17 protein-coding genes and 1 pseudogene are annotated in these 16,443 nt (G+C 41.2%); 6 read left to right on the plus strand and 12 right to left on the minus strand.

Features of this window, described 5'->3' with window-relative positions:
• Positions 1-195 precede the first annotated feature (195 nt).
• A complete protein-coding gene (locus tag HWQ37_RS09570) occupies positions 196-1,986 on the minus strand; it encodes a serine/threonine protein kinase (protein ID WP_292746212.1) in 1,791 nt (596 codons plus the stop codon).
• A 360-nt stretch (positions 1,987-2,346) separates the two neighbouring features.
• Here HWQ37_RS09570 and HWQ37_RS09575 point away from each other — a divergent pair, with 360 nt between their 5' ends.
• Positions 2,347-3,621, plus strand: coding sequence for a Pvc16 family protein (locus HWQ37_RS09575; protein ID WP_292746214.1), 1,275 nt, complete (start codon positions 2,347-2,349; stop codon positions 3,619-3,621).
• 147 nt (positions 3,622-3,768) lie between these two features.
• Here HWQ37_RS09575 and HWQ37_RS09580 read toward each other — a convergent pair whose 3' ends face one another.
• The 4 genes from HWQ37_RS09580 to HWQ37_RS09595 form a co-directional block, all read right to left on the minus strand.
• Positions 3,769-4,473, minus strand: coding sequence for a Uma2 family endonuclease (locus HWQ37_RS09580; RefSeq protein WP_292746216.1), 705 nt, complete (start codon positions 4,471-4,473; stop codon positions 3,769-3,771).
• A 94-nt stretch (positions 4,474-4,567) separates the two neighbouring features.
• On the minus strand, positions 4,568-7,018 hold the full coding sequence (locus tag HWQ37_RS09585; RefSeq protein WP_292746217.1) for a tetratricopeptide repeat protein: 2,451 nt from the start codon (positions 7,016-7,018) through the stop codon (positions 4,568-4,570).
• A 120-nt stretch (positions 7,019-7,138) separates the two neighbouring features.
• Positions 7,139-7,564: a type II toxin-antitoxin system VapC family toxin gene (locus tag HWQ37_RS09590; RefSeq protein ID WP_292746219.1), complete on the minus strand. Its 426-nt coding sequence runs from the start codon at positions 7,562-7,564 to the stop codon at positions 7,139-7,141.
• Positions 7,551-7,814, minus strand: a complete 264-nt coding sequence (locus HWQ37_RS09595; RefSeq protein WP_292746221.1) for a CopG family transcriptional regulator — start codon at positions 7,812-7,814, stop codon at positions 7,551-7,553. Before HWQ37_RS09595 ends, HWQ37_RS09590 begins: the two co-directional genes overlap by 14 nt.
• 94 nt (positions 7,815-7,908) lie before the next feature.
• Here HWQ37_RS09595 and HWQ37_RS09600 point away from each other — a divergent pair, with 94 nt between their 5' ends.
• On the plus strand, positions 7,909-8,610 hold the full coding sequence (locus HWQ37_RS09600) for a Uma2 family endonuclease (protein WP_292746223.1): 702 nt from the start codon (positions 7,909-7,911) through the stop codon (positions 8,608-8,610).
• Between the two features lie 93 nt (positions 8,611-8,703).
• On the opposite strand, the gene HWQ37_RS09605 is transcribed toward HWQ37_RS09600, so the two are convergent.
• Entirely contained in the window at positions 8,704-8,844 is a 141-nt protein-coding gene (locus tag HWQ37_RS09605; protein ID WP_292746225.1) for a hypothetical protein, read from the minus strand.
• Between the two features lie 182 nt (positions 8,845-9,026).
• Here HWQ37_RS09605 and HWQ37_RS09610 point away from each other — a divergent pair, with 182 nt between their 5' ends.
• On the plus strand, positions 9,027-9,152 hold the full coding sequence (locus tag HWQ37_RS09610; RefSeq protein WP_292746227.1) for a hypothetical protein: 126 nt from the start codon (positions 9,027-9,029) through the stop codon (positions 9,150-9,152).
• A gap of 51 nt (positions 9,153-9,203) precedes the next feature.
• On the opposite strand, the gene HWQ37_RS09615 is transcribed toward HWQ37_RS09610, so the two are convergent.
• The 3 genes from HWQ37_RS09615 to HWQ37_RS09625 all read right to left on the minus strand — a co-directional run bounded on the left by HWQ37_RS09615 (position 9,204) and on the right by HWQ37_RS09625 (position 11,705).
• Positions 9,204-9,617: a putative toxin-antitoxin system toxin component, PIN family gene (locus HWQ37_RS09615; RefSeq protein ID WP_292746229.1), complete on the minus strand. Its 414-nt coding sequence runs from the start codon at positions 9,615-9,617 to the stop codon at positions 9,204-9,206.
• Positions 9,614-9,853 (minus strand): hypothetical protein, encoded by a 240-nt coding sequence (locus HWQ37_RS09620; RefSeq protein ID WP_292746230.1) that lies wholly within the window; start codon positions 9,851-9,853, stop codon positions 9,614-9,616. The genes HWQ37_RS09615 and HWQ37_RS09620 overlap by 4 nt, the downstream gene beginning before the upstream one ends.
• A gap of 298 nt (positions 9,854-10,151) precedes the next feature.
• Complete coding sequence (locus tag HWQ37_RS09625; RefSeq protein WP_292746232.1) at positions 10,152-11,705, minus strand: hypothetical protein; 1,554 nt, start codon at positions 11,703-11,705, stop codon at positions 10,152-10,154.
• A 395-nt stretch (positions 11,706-12,100) separates the two neighbouring features.
• Between HWQ37_RS09625 and HWQ37_RS09630 the strand changes: the two genes are divergently transcribed.
• From HWQ37_RS09630 to HWQ37_RS09640, 3 genes are all read left to right on the plus strand, one after another.
• Entirely contained in the window at positions 12,101-13,039 is a 939-nt protein-coding gene (locus HWQ37_RS09630) for a ferritin-like domain-containing protein (RefSeq protein ID WP_292746234.1), read from the plus strand.
• Positions 13,040-13,069: 30 nt separating this feature from the next.
• The gene (locus tag HWQ37_RS09635; RefSeq protein ID WP_292746236.1) at positions 13,070-13,828 is read left to right on the plus strand and encodes an isoprenyl transferase; all 759 of its coding nucleotides are present in this window, start codon (positions 13,070-13,072) and stop codon (positions 13,826-13,828) included.
• A 228-nt stretch (positions 13,829-14,056) separates the two neighbouring features.
• Positions 14,057-14,599 carry a hypothetical protein gene (locus tag HWQ37_RS09640; protein ID WP_292746238.1) on the plus strand — a complete coding sequence of 181 codons (543 nt, stop codon included), beginning with the start codon at positions 14,057-14,059 and terminating at the stop codon, positions 14,597-14,599.
• A gap of 372 nt (positions 14,600-14,971) precedes the next feature.
• Here the strand turns inward: HWQ37_RS09640 and HWQ37_RS09645 are convergent, their stop codons facing one another.
• The 3 genes and pseudogenes from HWQ37_RS09645 to HWQ37_RS09655 form a co-directional block, all read right to left on the minus strand.
• Complete coding sequence (locus tag HWQ37_RS09645) at positions 14,972-15,136, minus strand: hypothetical protein (RefSeq protein ID WP_292746240.1); 165 nt, start codon at positions 15,134-15,136, stop codon at positions 14,972-14,974.
• A gap of 454 nt (positions 15,137-15,590) precedes the next feature.
• Entirely contained in the window at positions 15,591-16,010 is a 420-nt protein-coding gene (locus tag HWQ37_RS09650) for a molybdopterin cofactor-binding domain-containing protein (RefSeq protein WP_363318097.1), read from the minus strand.
• A 103-nt stretch (positions 16,011-16,113) separates the two neighbouring features.
• A pseudogene (locus HWQ37_RS09655) lies at positions 16,114-16,284 on the minus strand (SRPBCC family protein); the annotation flags it as partial.
• Positions 16,285-16,443: the final 159 nt, after the last annotated feature.

Here is a 16,443-nt window from a genome sequence, read left to right on the forward strand (position 1 = left end):
AAATCTAGTTCCCTCCCCAATGCATCGGGGAGGGTTAGGGTGGGGTAAAACTTCGGTTAATCACTATTTCAGACTTGTGTGTACACCGTAGCCTTTATAAGGAGAGGGATTGAGGGTGAGGTAAACCAGGGATATAAATTGTATGTTATTTAATTCTCATTCCTTAAGGAGTGTCGGCTGATTAGTTAATTAGCTCTAAATGCGCCGATCGCCATTAGGTAAATTTTGCTGATTGCTTGGCTGTTTACCAGATTGGAATTGAGTATATATATAGGTTATTGCTCCTAAAGTCAGCCCAATAGCCAACACTATCCCTGCGATTCGCAAGAAATTAGGAGTAATTCTCGTAGTTAGCTGTTCACTTAGCTTTGGTTGGTAAATAGTGTCATCCGTTGGCGTTTGTAGTCTACTTTGATTAGACGCACGTCGCGGCTGATATAATGTCACATCTGGTGGCACTGGTAGTCTACTTTGATTAGATGCAGGTCGCGGTTGATATAACGTCTTATCTGGTGGTACTTGTTGCCCGCCTTGATGAGATGTCGGTCGCGGTTGATATAACGTCTTATCTGGTGGCATTTGTTGCCCACCTTGATTAGCTCCTGGCCGCGATCCTGGCCGCGGTTGATATAACGTCACATCAGGTTTGCTGGCGTTCGGATTATTCACAGGACTCTGTTGATTTCGATCGATGGGGTTAAATGGTCTGGGAAGGGTTTCGTTATTTAAACCTTGGTTCTGCCCAGCCTGAATGGGAGGAACGCTTGGCTCAGATTGGTTTTGCTTAATCGGGTTAAATGGTTTGGGAATAGTTTCGTGATTTGAGCTTTGATTGGATGCAGATGGAGGACGTACAATTGTTTCGTCGTTTGATTGTCTGGGAACAGTTTCTTGATTTGAGCCTTGATTGGATGCAGATGGAGGACGTACAATCGTTTCGTCGTTCGATCCTCTAGGAACAGTTTCTTGATTTGAGCCTTGATTGGAAGAAGGTTGCGATCGCCCAGTAATTTGTCCGGGTACACTAGTATTATCTGTAGCAAATTTGGCAGCAGCTTGTAAAGCCTGATTCAGTTCTTTTACTGTTGCAAATCGGTTAGCTGGATTCTTTTGGAGACATTTCATTACCACCGCTTCCAATTGTACGGGTAAATGCTCACATCCTGGTTGCGATCGCAGTGGCTTTGCTGGCTCATAAGCATGAGCTAATACCCAAGAAGCCTCACTGATATTACTACCCTTAATGCTGATTCCAAAGGGATCGGCTGCACTCAGCATTTCGTAAAGGATAATCCCTAAGCTATAAATATCACCTCTAGCATCCAGGTTTTTATCGCTTTGGATTTGTTCAGGAGGTGCGTAACGAAATGTACCGATAAATGTACTAGTTATATTTGTAATATTGGAATTTTCTGAAGATTCACTCCGAATTTTGGCAATACCAAAATCCAAAACCTTTACCCATTCCCCCAAGTTTGTCGGCACCAAAAATATATTATCTGGTTTCAGGTCGCGGTGAACTACCTGAATATGTTCAGTAGTTTTGCCACCATCCCGTTGGAGAGTAACTCCGTGATGGGCAAGCTGTAGACCCTGACAAACTTGCACCATAATCTTCACTGTCCGCTCAACAGACAGCCGCTTTTCGCGCAGCAGTAATTGTCCGAGCGTTTGCCCCCGCAAATATTCCATGACGTAAAATGGAAAACCTTCCGGGGTTACACCACAATCACTAATCTTAACAATATGGTCGCTTTGCAAAGCAGCACAAACAGCCACCTCCCGCTCAAAACGCTTTCTCATTTCCAGTGATGCCACTAGCGTATCTTTGAGCAACTTCAACGCTACCTGCTGGCCGACACGAGTATCTGTTGCAAGGAAGACTTCTCCCATGCCACCCCCGCCTAACCGATTGTCTAAACGGTATCGCTGGTTATCACCTAAGAAGCGACCATTCCAAGAATTTGAAGAAGGTGGGGATTTCATTTGGGGCAACCCATCCTAAGTTACGTTAAAATGTTAACTTTAGCCAAGAGATAATACTACTATTACAACTATGATTTTTGCTGAGTAATTTAGATAAATATTAGTAATATATGCTACTATATATTTACCTAAGTATACTCAGCTTAACACAAAAGTAATGCTAGCAATTTGATAAAATGTTTAAAATTAAGACTTGTTGACAGTTGAAATTTGTTCCTGATGTTAGGTTAACGCAAATTTGACAAGGTATTGGAGACTGGCAATTGGGGACTAGAGAATATTTAAAGTTTTGCAAAATATATTCTGTCAATGTACTCTGGCGTACATGATTAATATGTGCTATTGCCATGAGGAACCAAGATGAGTAATGTACTCTCTATAGCCACGGTGACAGCAGTACTAAAAGTTTTGCTGGAAAATGGTTTAGTCAGCGATCCGATCGCTGCTAGTATTGGCGATGTAATTGTAACTGCCCTACCGCCCGATCGAATTTCAGTTGCAGCTGACGAACGTGCCCAAATCAACCTTTTTCTCTATCAAGTGACGCAGAATCGCAATGTCGATTGGGTATCTCAAGAATTTCGGAGTAGGCACTCACATATTAATCGAAACCCGCGCTCTTTGACTCCACCACTAGCTCTTGACCTCCACTATTTACTCACAGCCTACGGAGCCAAGGATTTTCAGGCAGAGCTTTTACTGGGCTATGCAATGCATTTATTACACAAAACATCAGCGATCACACCTGATATTATTGAAAATACTTTGATAAATGCATCTACAACCAATACCTCAAGTGCTTTTTCGCAAGCTGTAGCAACTGTGTCTGTATCCGATTTAGCTGAACAAATTGGGCAGATAAAACTGACTCCAGAGTTTTTTAATATGGAAGAAACTTCTAAGTTATGGTCTGCTTTACAAACACATTATCGACCTTCAGCTACCTATCTGGCATCAATGGTATTAATTGAAAGTAGCAAATCTGATAACCCCGAAGATTTCTACATGATGTCTTTGTCTCAACCGAATATAGAGCAAATTATAGCTCCGGCAAAGACTCAACAAATGATTGTTACAGGTACAACATTAGTAATTCGTGGTAAACGTTTACGCGGTGAGATCACACGAGTTCGTTTCGGCAATAGGGAGACATTGCTAGTACCTCAAGAAGTAAAAGAAACCCAAATCAGCTTGTTAGTCCCACCAGATTTATACGCAAGCGTCCAAAGTGTCCAAGTTGTACATCTAACAAAGGACAATGCAGGGGAAACGAATCATCTAGTTGAATCAAACGTTGCAGCTTTTGTCTTACATCCAACAATTACAGCATTCGTCACTCAAGTAGAAAATAGCGGCGACAATTTACGTACAGCAGAAATTACCGTTAAATTTCAGCCCAAAGTAGGTAAGGCACAGCGAGTAGTTTTGCTACTGAATGAGGTATCAGGTGATAGTCCGGTAGCTTACTCTTTCTTGGTTACACCACCGACTAAAGACACTGATGCAATCAATATTCCGATCAAAAACGTCAAGCCAGGAAATTATATTGTCCGAGCGCGGGTTGATGGTGCTGAAAGTCTACTGCACAAGAATCAGTCTGGGGAATATGATTCGCCACAGGTGACAATTTTATGAATGCTACGACAATTAATCAACTACCGCTACCTATCAGTCACAACGAGCTTATCTAACTTTGGGTTTAGCTCTAGCAGCTATGCGATTAACAGTTGGGGTTTTGGGCAAAGAGTGCGCGGGGATTGGGAATCAGCACTTAGCATTTTGCTATAATTCACCAAATCTTTCCCGATAGCGAGCAAGCATGGATTCCATTTGGGCAAGTTGCTGCTCGGCTTGTTGACGCTGTTGCTGTTCTTGGTGTGCTACTTCTTCTGGTGTGGGTGTCAATTCTCCATCGGGAGTGAAAAAGCGCAATTTCGATTGATAAACTCCCAAATATAACTGCAATTGCTGACTCCATAACCAACCGGCTTCATTTGCTTCTAATTCTTGATAACGTCCATCTAATAAATGAAATCCTTTAAATTCTAAACTTACCGGATCAAACCAAAAATAATCAGGAGTCCGCCAAATATCTTGATAGATTTCCTTTTTCAACCCTCTATCAGTAGCAGCTGTTTTGTTGGAAAGAATTTCTACAATCACATTTGGGTATTTGCCATCTTCTTCCCAAACTACCCAGCTTTTGCGTATTTTTCGTTCGGTATTTAAAACTACAAAGAAGTCGGGGCCTCGAAATTGCTCAGACTTGCGTTGACGCGGACTGTAATAAATCGTCATGTTACCGCAAGCGTAGAAATCTTGACGCTCCTGCCACAACCATTCCAAACACTGAATCAACAGCAGTATTTGCCGCAAGTGAAGTTCTGTTTCCAAAGGTGGTTCATCACTGTATAAATCACCAGGAGGAAATATAACATCTTCTGGTGTGTCTTCTAAAGTTATTCCTAAATCTTGAGCAGAAGACATAATAATTTCTATTTCGACAAGATAAATGTAACTTAACCCAATTCATTCACTTTCAAAAGCGAATGCCTCGATTTTTTATCCCAGCTTTCTACGATTATAAGTCTCGCTGACCGAAACAGTGCTGGGTGCTGTTAGCGGTAGCGGGGCGTTTAGCCAGTGCTGAGTAAAAAAGAGCAGCGCAGTTTAAAACTTTTTCAACTTGTTTCGGTGCTTTGATTTCAGTAAATAGCTGAATTGCTTGCTCAAAATTTATTTGACTTTCATCAAATTTTACCATCTTTTGATTAGTTAAACCCAATTGAAAATAAGCTTCAGCTAGATCGCATTTAGCACCTATTTTATCCAAAAGTTCGATTGCTTCTGTATGATTAGCAAGAGCGAATGTAAAATCTGTTTGTTGTCGATGGATTTCTGCTAAACCATTGAGAGTTTTTGCTTTTACTTGCATATAGTGACTTTCTTCAGCAAAAGTCAAAGCTTGCTGGAATATTTGATTTGCCTGGGAAAATTCGCCTAAATTGACGTAGGTTTGACCCAAAATTTGCATGAAATAGACAAATCTCCCAGTTTGCTCTACCAGTTTCTCGTTCGTAATATTTTGATAAGCTACATTTGCTAATGCATAAGAGGGATCGCGTAAACCTAAATAAGAATACACCAAAGCTAAACAAACTGAAGCTTTCTCTGCCCAGCGATGATGCTCGGTATTTTGAGCTAAGTAAATTACTTGTTGAAATAATTTTGCGGCTGTCTCTAGTTCCCACAAATCTATCTTGTAAAGACCAATACTTAATAATGAATCAACTTCTAGCATCCTCAGATAGTAAACTGGATGTTTATTTTCTGGCTGAGGGACAAGTGATTTCAGTGCTTGGGTTGCTAGAGTAATAGTCTTTTCTTGACAAGCGATCGCTTGACTAATTTTACCTGTTATCCAATATAAATCTCCCAATATATTATAAAGTTCGCTAAGATTTTGGTCATTTTCGAGATTGTGAACGACTCGATTAATTGCCGTAAGTATCGGTTGAATTAAACCCATTCGATACAATGTACTACCAAGAGGCAAAAACTGCTGCCATTGGTTATTTCTACTTTTTAAAATGACCTTACCCGCCGACTCAAATTCATTAATCTCTATATAATGATAATATGCTTCCAGGGCTTGCAAAGCATCTTTAAAGGTTTCAATTTGTTTAACACTAGTTGTCCAAAATTCTGCGGCTTTGTGGTTAGCAATTTCCCATTCATGGCTGGGACGTAAACGCGCGATCGCTTCTTTCTGAATCACCGGATGTAGCCAATATTCACCTTTATCGCACTCCACTAAAGACCGATTTCTCAAGGAGGCGATGATTTGACGATGTTGATCGGGTGGGACATCCCACAGTAAACAAAACAATCCCTGTGATGGGATAGTTGGTATATCTTGGTAACGATAACATCCCAAACGGCAAAGTAAGCGATATGCTTGGGGATCGAGGGATTGCAGACGGTTGATTTGACTAACCGCTAAATTTTTTAAGTCGGTTGCTGCTAACGGATCGGCATGATTTTCTTGCCAATAAAGAACCATGTCACCGCCAAAATCCTCCTGAATTGAACCGCAGAGAATTCCCATTGCTTTAGCATTACCGCCATAAGTGCGATGCATGATTTGCAAAGTTGACGAATTGATGGTTAATCCACGGTTGCTAAAAAACTGTTGCCATGCGCTTTCATCTAAACCAGGAAGCCGATAGTGATTCACATTTAGCCCAGGTTCACAAAGGCGATCGCGGCTAGTAATTAGAGTAACAGACTGCACCCTAGCATCAGCCAAAACCCGTAATAGTTCTACATAGTTGCGGTGAGAAGCAATCAAGCCACCTTGTCGATCTAATGCAGGTTCGAGATTATCAATTAACACCCCAATCCGCCGATTGTGGAGTTCGCGCTTGAGTCGTCCCAATGTAACCCCAAATTCTACCCCAGGTTCTCGATCAAAATCTTGTTTGAGCCATTCCTCTACTACTCGTTCGGCGGGGGTGATATTCTGCGTTTCCTTCGCCATCAGCAGTTCCAAAACCAAGTCAAACCCCTGAGTTTGAAGATATTGCTGCGCTAGAGTAGTTTTGCCTAAACCGCCTTCACCTTGGATAACAATGACTTTTGAGCCTTGATTTACCAAAGTATTTAAGTGAGCGATCGCAGCTGTTCGTCCAATAAAATTGGTATCCTCTAATTTTGGGGTGGGATTTTGGGGCGATCGCGAGTAATCTATCAGACTGGATATCGCAGTAGTTTTTCTCAGAACTCGCTCTAAAGTAGCACGACAATTACTTTTGGTAATCTTTTCTCGCAATACTTTAGAAAGCAACTTCCATAACTGAGAACCAGCATCCTTAGCGTGTCCTTCCGTACAACCGTAAGAATGAGCGATATCCAAGTATTTTCTACCCAACCAAACTTGCACAAGAATCACTTTTTGCAAATCGCTCAACCGTTCCCCAGTCTGAGGGGGAATTGTGGCATCTAACCATGCTAATGCTGCTTCAGCGTCCATTGTGTAACGACAAGGGTAGTTCAGATTTTAGGGACAACTATAAATTACTCTACAGTTATATTGCTGGAGTTTTCGGATAAGATTCTGTAAATCCGACTTTTTTCCCGACTTTTGCAAACTTTATTCAAAATTTAGCAGCAAGTTCTTGAAACGATTGCTGTTATTCCAACGGTAGGTATTAAAGTCTCGTTGATCAAGCGTCAAAATTCGGCCATGTCCCAGATGTTCTGCTAGAACAACCAGAGAGGCATCTGCCATATCCATTGGTAAATCGGCATATTTTTCCATGAGTTCAACTATGCGTGCAACATGGTGACTTCGTAAGTCGAATACCTCAAATGCTTCCTGTGCAACCTCTCTCAAAAAACTACATTGAGCATAGTTACCACTTCCTCTAGCAAGAAGAAGGTAACAAGTTTCGGTAATAACAGGGTAAGTAGTAACTAGTGGTTCATTGAGAGCATTTAAAACTTGTAGTGCTAATTGATGGTATTGATCGTTTTGGTTCCCAAGTGCCACGAAAAAGCCAGTATCAGCGATGATCATACTTTTCTTGCATTAGCGATCGCACAATGGCTTCGGAATTAGCAGCCAAGTCAGTTTCTCCTTTGAAACAGCCGATAAATTTACTTTGCTTGAGTTTAGCTAACGGATCTGTTTTTTGTTGCTGAAGTTGTTGATAGCGCAGTTCAATCGAAGACTTAATTGCCTCTACTGTATCTTGGTCAGCCTCCTGTTGAATGTAGGCAAGCTTTTGAGCATATTCTTCATCTAGCTGAATATCAAAATTCTTCATTGCCACTAACTTAGAACGTTTACCTAAAGTATATCGTCCGCGTCGAATCGTCTAGAATAAAACTCATTAGGTAACATCAGCACCATCATTACTTATGGTGAAATCAGATTCCCGTCAATTGCCTAGTAGTGCTGAACTTCCTTGTTCAGACGATACCCCTGTGGATAACGAAGACCAAAACTTTATTCCTAACTTGCTTCTCTTCTTGCTGCAATATATTTGGGCAAACCGTAATGACTGGTTTTTCAGCGTGGATATGGGCGTTTACCATACTACAGGGGTTAGTCCGCTTGTGCCGATTGTACCAGACGGATTTTTGAGCTTAGGTGTAGAACGCCGCAAGGCAGATAAATCTCGTAAAAGCTATGTTGTCTGGGAAGAAAATAACATTGTGCCTATCCTGGCTTTGGAAATTGTCTCCTTAACTCCGGGTGGAGAATATGACAAAAAATTAGACACCTATGCCAAGTTAGGGGTACTGTACTACATTATTTATAATCCAGAGTATTGGCAAAGAGACCGTCATCAACCTTTTGAAGTTTATCGCTTAGTAGATGGTAGCTATCAATTGCAAATTGGTGAACCCTTTTGGATGCCAGAAATTGGTTTGGGAATTGGTAGAGGGCAATACATATCTGGTAATATCCAGCGTCAGGTTTTGTATTGGTATGATCGACAAGGAAATCGCTATCAAACTCCAGAAGAAGTTGAGAAGCAAACTCGCCAGCAGTTAGAATTAGTGCAACAACAACTTGAGCGTTACCGTCAGCAATTTGGGGAACTGCCAGAAGCGTAAGGGGCGATTGTTCATATTTGTTATTAACAATAAATTAGCCCTCACCTAGAAATTTAGGATGAGGGCTGATATAGCTGACATAAAGTTGGTTAATTAAATCTTAGGCATTCCTTTAATATAAGGGTTGATAAAAGTTCCATCTTTCTTGATGTAGCCTTTAACAACTTTTACTTTAGGTATTTTTAGTGCCTTGGGCGGTTTTGGTGGCTTTGGTAGATTTGGTGTTTTAGACATTTTCTTACTTCCCTCTAAATAAATAGCTTCTAAGACTCTTTTATATCGTGAATCCAGAAACGGAAAATCACCTCAGTAAAAATTCTAATTTTTCTAGATAACTCGTAAAGACAATATGAATATGTGTTAAAAGCTTAAAAAGCACATCGTTCTTTTTTATAGTTAAAATCTTTGTTTTGATCGTGATTAGCTCATCCTCAATATCAAATCAGCACAATTTAAATCCGACTTTTTCCTTGATGCTTCCAAGTGCATCACATAAAACTGCCGACTTCAGCCGACTGACAAACGATAGTGCGATCGCTTAGTTTTGTACGGTGTGTTATGCCGCTATCTTACGCACCCTAACAGATTGAAGCTTATTCCCTCACATCACAAACTAACCTTTTAAATAAAGACAGAGAAATAATAGTTGTGTTTAACAAAGTTTGCGCTTCATTAAAATCAGTATCACCCGTAATAAAAAAATCTGCTCCTGCTGCAATAGCACAAGCTAAAAACTTTGCATCTTTCCTATCTCTGGGGAAATCAACCTCCACATCCACATCAATTAGTGTTGTCACTGAATCAATTAAATAAACCCATCTTTGGTATTGTGCCTCAGTTAATTTTAAACGAGGACGCTTTAAAAGTTCCTTATACTCTGCGATAATCTCTGCCGATACAACCCACTCAAAAGCAGAATTAGCAATCACAAATAAAATTACTACCTCTGGATTTTTATCAGCTATAGCAGCAGAGACTACGATATTAGTATCAATAATAACTTTCATTCTCCCCGTCTATAGGCTTCAATTCCTGCTGCTATTTCTTCATCAGTCAAGGGATTATCTGCGTGTATCGCTTGTATTTCTTTGAATAACTTTTTTAATTCTTCTGCTAAAGTAACCCTTTGATTATCGTCTGTCAAAATAATTACCTCAACTCTCTGTCCTGCTTTAAATGGTAAATCAGATAATATTAACTGCTTTGGATCTGCAATGGTGATATATGTTTTATAAGCGTTCATGATTTATCCTGTTACTCAACTTTTATCTACCCTTGTTTTAACAATTTCGCTACATTCTCTGCAATTCTCTCTTCTAAGTTTGTAAAGTCGTCTTAGAAGGGCGACGTTTGAAACCCAAATTTTCTATAACCAACTTTTTCCCCGACTTTTGCAACCCCATCACATAAAACTGCCGACTTTAGCCGACTGACAAAAGGAAGTGCGATCGCTGCTGACACAGGGCGTAAGTATCAATAGTTAAAATTTATTTACAAATTATGTTAGCGAGTCTGTGAGCGATCGAAGCCTCCCCGCAGACTCACTTTTTTCTTATCTTGAGAAATGGAAACTTTTTAGAGCTTCTAATCTCTTTGCCCCTTAAAATAGGAATCCTAATTTTACCCTTCTTTGATATATGATCGTTAGTTTCTGGTATCTCTGTCTCTTGAAGATTATTAGTTTCTGTTATCTCTGTCTCTTGATGATTATTAGTTTCTGGTATCTCTGTTTCTTGATGATTATTAGTTTCTGGTATCTCTGTCTCTTGAGGATTATTAGTTTCTAGTATCTCTGTCTCTTCAGGATCGTTAGTTTCTGTTATCTCTGTCTCTTCAGGATTATTAGTTTTTGGTATCTTTTTAGGTGGCTTAAGCTCATAAGATTCACCAGTTTTGTCTTTATCTACAGTGCCATCGGCTCTCATTATTCTCCAGGGCTTATATCTTATATTAAATTCAGGATCGCCTATCCGCTCTCTAAATAACTTCGCCACACCTTTCATTACGCTCTTATCAAAGGAAGGTTTCTCTGCTACTCCATCTTTTATTTCTGGACGGAGTGAGACACCGAAACGACCTGATTTATTATTCAATATCCATGCGTTGAGATCCTTATCCCAACTGAGTTCTCCAGCAGTCTTTGCTGCTACAGTTTTGCTACCTTCTTCACCTTCAGGTGCATCTGGATCTCTTGCAAGGGTAGGATGACCTTGGGTTGGGTCTCCTGTGATTGGATCTTTTTCATCGCCGATGATAATCTCGTCTTTGCCGTCTATCGTTTTTACTACCCAAATGTATATTTTGCTTTTATCCAATATTAACCCAGGTTTTACTATGGACATCTCTGTATTAGTCTTATGTTCAGTTTCTTTGATCTTTTCCTTTAATTTTCCTGCATCTCTTTTGTGTCTCTCACGTTCTGCTTGATCTTCTGCATACAAATCTCGTGATGGTACACTCTCTAATGTTTTTAACCCTCGTTGGATAACTATGTCAGATGTTCTTTGTACTATCGGTTTGCGAAAATTATCTGCTAATGGCTGTCCCCCACGATGCGCCTGTTCTATCGATGCTTCTAAATTTGGTGCAGCTGCCATTCTTTTTTGAAGCATTGGTTTCATTTGCAGTTCTTCTTCTGGCATCGTCTGGCGCTGAATATTTGCTGATATTCCTGTTTGTTCATATCCGCGTGATTGCTGCCATCTCTTGGCTTTCATCTTTTGGGCAAATTCACTCTTGGGTTGACTAATGTCTGGGATCTGATTTGGCATGGTTGCATGAAGGCGTTGCACTACTTGACGCGCTACGGTGTCCGCTTCCTGCTCATACTTATCACCTGGTTCCCCAATTGTCAGCTTTGCCTGGATTACTTTTGATAGCTTTGTTTTTGGTGCTGCCATTAAACCAGGGATTTCTAGCAAGTTCGTCTTTCTTTGAATCTGCAATCCCTCGGTCTGATCCTGCTGCTGTTCGGGAATTGGTGCTGGTGTCGTCTGCTTAGTAGTCGGTGCGAAGGGTCTCGATGTCAACTGAGATGTTGTCTCTGAGGTTTTGGCATTTCCCGCCGCCGATTTGGGAATTTTTTGGTATGTCATCTGATTCTTGCTTCCCTTAAATCTCAACTTAATTCCGTTACCAATTTCATCCACCTAGTCAACTAAAAGTAGCAACATCAAGCTTCACCACAGGTTAGTTAAACGACAACATCCCCGCTCTACAGAAATTCTTATTAGATTGCTACTATCATGCTTTAAGCCGAATCATACCATTTTATCCCCAGTTGCGATCGCTCTATTTCCATCTCTTTGATATACAGCAGAATACAGAATGGGCTACGCTAACAGGTTTGAAACCCAAATTTTTCATAACCTACTTTTTGCCCGACTTTTGCAAACCTATCATATCAAACTGCCGACTTCAGCCGACTGACAAAACGAAGTGCGATCGCTTAGGCTATTGGGCATAGAGATAAAAATTTAAGTATAAAAATATGCTTAACACCTTCAGCCCAATTGCAGAAGACTTACCAGGTCAAAGCCATCCCAGCCCTGGTTACTTGCAAACACAGCGCCGCATTCGTTCACTCATAGACAAATATATTGCAGTCGAAAAACTACATGACCGTCTGGAAGATTTACCGATACAGTTTGCCAATCCCCAACCACGTCCCTGGAAATCTATTGACTGGCAAACGATTAACCGCAATCAAATTATCGGTTTAGACGCAGAGGTATTTTTATCTATATTGATAGGTGCAATGGACACAGAAGCGCCCATTCGCGGCTATACCCAAACCAGTCGGCAGTATTTAGAAAAATTGCATCCTCACATGGCTCGGTTTGTTGGTGGAACTATCGGTGAAGATGGCGAACTGCTGGAACTTGGTTTATGGGAAAAGGAAGAACGTCAGCACACACCAGCATTAATCAAGGTTTACACCCAATTAACAGGCGAGAAAATAACCCCAAAACTTCGGACTGTTAGAAGCTATCTTCCCACAGATGACGCTCACGAAGACTTATATCGCCACGGTTTACACCGCATTGCCACAGAATACGGTGCAACCTGTCTTTATATTTGGTTGATGGCTCACACTACTGGCGCACTCCAAGATGTTTTAGAGGAACTAGCACAGGATGAAATCAACCACATGACCAAATTCTGGGGGTTTGGAGTCTGGAGTTTTCCTGATACTGGGTTGATGCGAATTGGACGCACACTTATCAAAACGCGATCGCCAAACTATCAGCGCAACAACCTCATGCGTACCCTTCGCCGCATGATGGCTACCCTCAACTGGAATGCTTGGTCATTATCCAACAAAACCACCCTTCTCTTCACCTTCACCGACACAATGCATCGTCTGTGGACTTGGAACAACACCCTCACACCAGAGTACTTACAAGATTTATTTGAAACTACTCATTAGTAAAAACAAATGACCAATGACAAAGGACAAATGACAAATAACAAATCAAAATTACCCACCGATTTAAACCCCCAAAAAATCCCTCAACATATCGCCGTCATCATGGATGGTAACGGACGATGGGCAACCAGTCGAGGATTACCGCGCATCGCTGGACATCGCCAAGGAGCAAGTACGCTCAAAGAACTATTGCGTTGCTGCAAGGATTGGGGAGTCAAAGCGTTGACAGCCTACGCTTTCTCAACAGAAAACTGGCAGCGTCCCGTTGAAGAAGTGGATTTTCTGATGCATTTGTTTGAGCGATTACTACGCCGCGAGTTAGCTCAGATGCATCAAGAAGGTGTACGAATATCATTTATTGGAGATTTATCGGCTTTACCCAAGTCTCTACAGGCAGAAATGGAGCGTTCAATGGCAGAGACGCTAAACAATCAAGCAATCCACTTTACGGTTGCAGTCAATTACGGTAGCCGCAATGAAATTACCAGGGTTTGCCGTCAACTAGCTCAACTCGTGCAACAGGGCGAACTCAGCGCCCAAGAAGTGAATGAAAGTCTTGTAGAACAACATCTCTACACAGCAGATACTCCAGAACCCGATTTGCTGATTCGGACTAGCGGTGAAATGCGGTTAAGTAATTTTCTGCTGTGGCAAATGGCGTATACAGAGATGTATTTCACCGATATTCTTTGGCCAGATTTTAATCGAGAAGCATTTCATCAGGCTTTGTTGAGCTACCAAAGACGCGATCGCCGTTTTGGTCAAGTTAAAGCTTCATTATCAGCTTAGTCAACCATTCACCAGACATCGCGCGAACAAGTCAGGAGGCACAAGGAATATTGCCCTCTGACTTCTGCCTTTCTTAATAAAGTAAAAGCACCCACATTACCATGATGGTATATGAGCGCTCAAAAATAAAAACATTATCGAGGATAATCTATCTGCTATGACAGACCGAAGTAACTATAAGAATAGCAGCCACTGGGTAAATAAACTGCAAGGGTAGTTACAAATGTTTTGTTAAAAATATTACTTACCGTAAATGTGATGCTTGATTTAGGCAAAATTAAATTGATTGCAGAATCCTATTCTCCCCAAGAACTCTTTGCTGCCTTGGTTTGGCAGCGTCGGTTCAATGAGTTTGATGGCGAAGAGGTAATTACTGACCTTTCCAACCACAGAAATTTATGGTCAAGCTTTCTCTTCACAAAACCAATCTTTGCACCAGATGAAAACGGTTTAAGCTTTGGTGGTATGGTCGATACCCTACTTGCAATGGCTAACTATCGTCCCATGCCTGAAACCAGCATCATCCATTTCATTGCTTATCCTGCTGACACACTGTACATTTTGACAGAGAACCAAGACACAAAAGTGTCAGAGCTTTTAGACTTGGGCAAAAAGTGGCGAGCTGACTCAGTAGAGATAACTGATGGCACGAATGAAGATTATGGTTTCCGGCTGAAGCGCCGACTTAGAACTAGATTGGAAGGGGGGCTATGGGGTGAAGATGTTCGCCAAGATTGTGATGCGGTGGTTGTTTGTTATTGGTGGGATTGAATTCTTGAAATATCTCATTCAGAGAAATTGCAGACTAAAATGTGCTGTGCAAACTGGTATGTTCGCTACACTAAAAATAAACCAGGAGTTAGAATTCAGAATACAGAATACTCTACCCATAGAGGGATAGAGTTTTAATTATTGTTGAATATTTAATACTAGTTCCGCCCACCGGGAACGTTAGCGTAGCAGGACGTTCCCGGTAGCGTCTCGCAGAGAAGTACGGTTTTAACCAATATTCATTACCCACTCGTACAGAATTCATACTGAATTCTGACTCCTGTTAGCGGTAGCGGGGCGTTTAGCCCGTTCTGAATTCTTATTATAAAGTGTGTGGGTGTAGCTCATCGTAGACATTACCCTACAGATAACCTAATTATTCCTTTTACCTAATTTACCAGTTTGATTTAAAAGGTGGTGCTTTTGTATAACCCGCTCAATCTGGCAAGTCACCGCATCTATTCTATTTTTAACCTTGTCAAAATCAATATTTGCCCAAATATAGGCTTTATTAGGTCTTTGCTGTTTGATATTCATATATTGTTTTACTTGTCAATATATTTTGTTATATCTATACAATATACTCTTCTCAATTTCTAAACTACTTTCTCTAGATATATAAGTAAATATGCTTAATATTTGCTTAAGGTTTTAGATTTAAACTTATTTGCGTAGTGTACTAAGTGGAGCGCCAGCGTGATAGTTAGGGATTAGAGAACCAGCTTTTTCGAGTTATCGAGGAAGGCAGGAGGCAGAGGGCAGGACTAAAACACGCTTTATACCTGCCTTTGAGACTTAGCTTGTGTGCCTCACTTTCCTTGAAATCTGCTGTATTATCTATTGAAAGAGACGCGATATTTCGCGCCTCTAAAAACCAAAATCAAAATTCTAAGAGGTTGTTTGAAAAGTTTTATGTTGTGATACATAAGGGAGACAAGGGAGACAAGGAGATAAACAAAACTCCTAACTCCTAACTCCTAACGCCCAATGCCTACAGTAGCTTATCTAAAGTAATTGGCAAATCACGCACACGCTTACCTGTAGCATGATAAACAGCATTAGCGATCGCCGCCGCCTTTCCAGTAATCCCAATTTCACCAATTCCTTTAACACCAAGCGGGTTGATATGTGGATCGTGTTCATCCACAAACAACACCTCAATATCGGGAACGTCTGCATTCACTGGTACGTGATATTCAGCTAAATCGGCATTGACAACACGCCCCCGATGTGGGTCTGTTAGCGTGTGTTCCATTAACGCCATGCCGATGCCATAAATAATCCCACCGATCATCTGACTGTTGGCTGTTTTCCCATTGAGGATGCGTCCAACGCCAAAAGTTCCCACCCAGCGCGTTACTCGCACTTCACCCAAATCAGGCTCAACGCGCCGTCCGAGAACTAATTTCACTGGGCGATTAACCTGCCGTGCTGCGATCGCAGAACTAACTGCAAATTAGTTTTCATCTCGCCCATGAACTTGAGCAGGTGGACTGGTTGCTTCAACAGCAGTAAATGGCTATCTTTACTTCTGTGCCGCGATCGCCTGGTGCTTTTTTAAAGCGGACAAAACCAGAATTATCAACATCTGCACCTTCTACAGAAGCCCAAGAAATAAACTCATTTTCCCGGTCTTCAAGAATTTCTCCATCCCATTCCACGCTATTATCCAAGGGTGCATTGGCTCTAAGTTAAGCCCAAACTCCTGTGTTGCCTCCTTTGCCTCTGCCTCATTCCCAGCCTCCAGGCTGGGAATGTATTCCGAGAGGCTCTGCCTCTCATTAAGCTACTGGAGGCTGGGAACCAGTCAGGGCATGTTTGGTAAAATAACCAAAACGCAAACA

It is taken from the genome of Nostoc sp. NMS4, from assembly GCF_017115095.1.
GTDB lineage: Bacteria > Cyanobacteriota > Cyanobacteriia > Cyanobacteriales > Nostocaceae > Nostoc.

Excerpts from the sequence above, each read along its gene's own strand:
- HWQ37_RS09570 (WP_292746212.1), bottom strand. The coding sequence starts at position 1,986 with ATGAAATCCCCACCTTCTTCAAATTCTTGGAATGGTCGCTTCTTAGGT.
- HWQ37_RS09575 (WP_292746214.1), top strand. The coding sequence starts at position 2,347 with ATGAGTAATGTACTCTCTATAGCCACGGTGACAGCAGTACTAAAAGTT.
- HWQ37_RS09580 (WP_292746216.1), bottom strand. The coding sequence starts at position 4,473 with ATGTCTTCTGCTCAAGATTTAGGAATAACTTTAGAAGACACACCAGAA.
- HWQ37_RS09585 (WP_292746217.1), bottom strand. The coding sequence starts at position 7,018 with ATGGACGCTGAAGCAGCATTAGCATGGTTAGATGCCACAATTCCCCCT.
- HWQ37_RS09590 (WP_292746219.1), bottom strand. The coding sequence starts at position 7,564 with ATGATCATCGCTGATACTGGCTTTTTCGTGGCACTTGGGAACCAAAAC.
- HWQ37_RS09595 (WP_292746221.1), bottom strand. The coding sequence starts at position 7,814 with ATGAAGAATTTTGATATTCAGCTAGATGAAGAATATGCTCAAAAGCTT.
- HWQ37_RS09600 (WP_292746223.1), top strand. The coding sequence starts at position 7,909 with ATGGTGAAATCAGATTCCCGTCAATTGCCTAGTAGTGCTGAACTTCCT.
- HWQ37_RS09605 (WP_292746225.1), bottom strand. The coding sequence starts at position 8,844 with ATGTCTAAAACACCAAATCTACCAAAGCCACCAAAACCGCCCAAGGCA.
- HWQ37_RS09615 (WP_292746229.1), bottom strand. The coding sequence starts at position 9,617 with ATGAAAGTTATTATTGATACTAATATCGTAGTCTCTGCTGCTATAGCT.
- HWQ37_RS09620 (WP_292746230.1), bottom strand. The coding sequence starts at position 9,853 with ATGAACGCTTATAAAACATATATCACCATTGCAGATCCAAAGCAGTTA.
- HWQ37_RS09625 (WP_292746232.1), bottom strand. The coding sequence starts at position 11,705 with ATGACATACCAAAAAATTCCCAAATCGGCGGCGGGAAATGCCAAAACC.
- HWQ37_RS09630 (WP_292746234.1), top strand. The coding sequence starts at position 12,101 with ATGCTTAACACCTTCAGCCCAATTGCAGAAGACTTACCAGGTCAAAGC.
- HWQ37_RS09635 (WP_292746236.1), top strand. The coding sequence starts at position 13,070 with ATGACAAATAACAAATCAAAATTACCCACCGATTTAAACCCCCAAAAA.
- HWQ37_RS09645 (WP_292746240.1), bottom strand. The coding sequence starts at position 15,136 with ATGAATATCAAACAGCAAAGACCTAATAAAGCCTATATTTGGGCAAAT.